This is a genomic window from Rhizobium sp. YJ-22 (assembly GCF_029601685.1).
In the GTDB taxonomy this organism is placed as follows: Bacteria; Pseudomonadota; Alphaproteobacteria; order Rhizobiales; family Rhizobiaceae; genus Metarhizobium.
Map to the genome: position 1 here is coordinate 1 of NZ_JARRIR010000019.1, position 2,941 is coordinate 2,941.

3 protein-coding genes are annotated in these 2,941 nt (G+C 55.8%); all 3 read right to left on the reverse strand.

The genetic code is table 11. The features are described 5' to 3' along the window. Positions 1 to 602: 602 nt before the first annotated feature. On the reverse strand, positions 603 to 1,562 hold the full coding sequence (locus tag P7F60_RS27250) for a PLP-dependent aminotransferase family protein (RefSeq protein WP_277920787.1): 960 nt from the start codon (positions 1,560 to 1,562) through the stop codon (positions 603 to 605). A gap of 42 nt (positions 1,563 to 1,604) precedes the next feature. Then, on the reverse strand, positions 1,605 to 2,357 hold the full coding sequence (locus tag P7F60_RS27255; protein WP_024899183.1) for an IS6 family transposase: 753 nt from the start codon (positions 2,355 to 2,357) through the stop codon (positions 1,605 to 1,607). Positions 2,358 to 2,779: 422 nt separating this feature from the next. After that, positions 2,780 to 2,941 (reverse strand): replication initiation protein RepC (repC, locus tag P7F60_RS27260; RefSeq protein WP_277920799.1); only part of this gene is annotated, 162 nt, incomplete at its 5' end.

Genomic DNA, 2,941 nt, shown 5'->3' on the forward strand with positions numbered 1-2,941 from the left:
ATCGCCGCGTTCGGCTCGCTTTAGAAATTGCCGCAACGCAGCCGTATGCGCTGGACTGCAATGTCCGCTGTTGGCGCGAAGCCGTCCACTCCCGGTTAGGTATACGTGCTGAGACAGCATCCGTGAGACATATTCAGTGTGTCATTTGGACGATCTTCCCGTTTTGAGACGCGGCGTCCCGAGCGTCTAGAAGTAAATGAGACGAAATTCGGCAAGAGCAGCCCTAGGCGGGTAGGAGCGGCTAAACTGCAAGCTGATCAGGAGATTCTAGCACAAACCGTCTTGAAATTATTAATGATTTCCGCAGCTTACCGAAAATCGCATAAGCTGAATTATGGAACTTAGGTGAGGTCCGATAAGCAAGACGAGCGCTGACTGGCTTTTGCTCATTGCCTTTGGGACTGCATGACGCTGTTCAGAAGCGTTCTTGTGGAGGCGAGTGATGTTTCGAACGCATTTCCCTCGCCAGCCGCTCGGAAACATGCGGGCTTCACCAGTACCAACTGGCCGTCCGCCTATTGATGATCCGACTTCTCGCGGATTGAAGTGCCTGACAAACGTTTTGTAGTACCTTCGGCGGGCACCTCGGCCGCCTGAAAAAGTCACACAACCAATGTTGAAACTGCAGGCTGCTGAGACAAGAGGTCGGTGACGATCTGAAGACCCCTTTCGAGGTCGACAACGGTCTTTGGGGCACCCAAACCCAATCTGACCGCCTCCGGTGGAGTTCCGACGGCGAATGCGTCGCTGCCGACAACCCCTATCCCGACCGAACGAAGACGCGAAATGAGTTCGCCTCTCGTCCATGGAGACGGTACGTTGAGCCAGGCATGGAACCCGTTACCCGACACCTCCACGTTTCCGGGAAGTATTCTCGACGCGAGGGCGCTACGGGCAGTCGCCTCCCTTACGATCTCGGCGGCAACTGACTTTGCAACCCCACTTTCGATCCAACGTGCTGCAATGGCGCTCGTAATGGGTGAAGCAATAGACGCCGACGCTCTGACGGCAGACGCCATCCTGTAACTGGACCGCGCGTCAGGCACAGCGGCGTAGGCGACGCGGAGCCCCGGTGAAAGGCACTTGGAAAGGCTTGCGACGTGATAAACGATATCGGGCGCCAGCGCCGCTAGCGGCGGGGGCGCACCTAGCGCGATGTGCCCATAAGCATCATCTTCTATGATGGGCACCCCGAACGATCGGGCGATCTCGATCAGCTTCTTCCGACGCGAGATTGGCAGAGTCCTGGTCGTCGGATTGTGCAAGGTCGGCATGCAGTAGAGGGCCTTCGGACGCGCGGTCCGACATGCATGCTCGAAGGAACCCGGTACAAGGCCTTCGCCATCCATCTCTATGGGAAGCAGGTTTAAGCGCAAATGCGAGGCGACTGCTCGAAAGCCCGGATACGTCAGCGGTTCAGTGCAGATCGTGTCCCCCGGCTCCGCCAGGATATTAAGGATTGCGTGGAACGCTCCCTGAGCACCTGCAGTGATCAACACACGTTCGACGCTCAAGTCGGGTAATCGCTGAGACAGCCATGACGTTGCGGGGGCCTGTCGCAAACATTTTCGGAGCGCGCGATTATCCCCTGAGCGTCCTCATTTTCATGCTTTGTTAATCTTTTGCAGTCCGAAGAGGCGCGCAAGAAAATCGTTCTGATCGTTGACAGTCCAACCGCCGGAAAAGCTGAAGCCTTTCCTCAACCACAGCATTGCCTCGAAACCCGCGATGGTTCGCCGCGCCGTGTTGAAGGATTGGAAGCCACCGATCTTTGGCATGTTCTTCTTTACCCGGAAATGGTCACTTTCGATGCCTTGCTGGAGGTGCTTGGTGACATAGTGGACGGGATCGGGATGGAGGAGCCCATCATCAACCGACATTTTGATCGTTGACGGGAAGGTGTTGGCCCCGTCGGTCCCGATCCTGGTCGGCGACAACAAGGGTTCGTCTTTGAGCATCTTGCGGAAAAACCGCTTGGCGGCGGCGAGATCGCGCTTAGCGGTCAACAGGAAATCTACCGGATTGCCATGCTTGTCGATGGCTCGGTACAGATAGCGCCATTTGCCGCGGATCTTGACGTACGTCTCATCGATTCTGACCGAGCCGCAATGGGGGCGCCTAAACTGCCGAAGCCGTTTTTCGATCATCGGCGCATAGGCCAATACCCAGCGGTTGATCGTGCTATGATCGACCTCAAAGCCCCGCTCGCGAAACATCTCTTCCAAGTCACGATAGCTGAGCGGGTAGCGCAAGTACCAGGCAACCGCCTGTACAATCAACCAGGCCTCGAAATGCCTGCCTTTGAAGTCATCCTTTGATTGGCGCTTCAGCTTCTCGGCAATAGCATTCAGAATCATGGGCTCGCTCCGCAACTTTCGGAGCGGCAAATTCCATGCCTATGGTCAACATACGGTTAAGCCCGAAAGTTTGCGACAAGCCCATCTCAGCCCTTTGACAGGGCACCCCTCGGTATTGGGGAGACTAACGGAAACTTTGAAAGATGCCCATGGGGTTTGGGTTTGAAATCTGTCGCAGCGAACCTGATCGCGGCGAGGTCCGATTGCTTAGGCATCCGTGACCGCTTCCGGCGCAAATCGGAAGACAACACCAAAGACTGACCAAAGCCTAAGACTCTTACCATCCGCAGTCGGAATTTAGCCTTCAAAACCCGTAAAACCCTGTATTGCAACAGGAAATCGCGGAAAAAAACGGCTGACAAGTCGCATGCCCCGAGAGAGCCCGTGCGCCGATTTCCTTCGCCCGTCTCGCCTCACTGACGTCAAGCAGTCCTTCGATTTCCCGGGTCATTCACTTTCATGAGAGCCATAAGCATCGGCCCGAGTGAAAACTCCCCACGTTCCGAGCGCCTGGTGAGATCCCGAAGATAGCCACCGGCAGATGTTATAAAGTTCGACCGTTCAAGAATGCAGGCCATAGCCAC

Excerpts from the sequence above, each read along its gene's own strand:
- P7F60_RS27255 (WP_024899183.1), bottom strand. The coding sequence starts at position 2,357 with ATGATTCTGAATGCTATTGCCGAGAAGCTGAAGCGCCAATCAAAGGAT.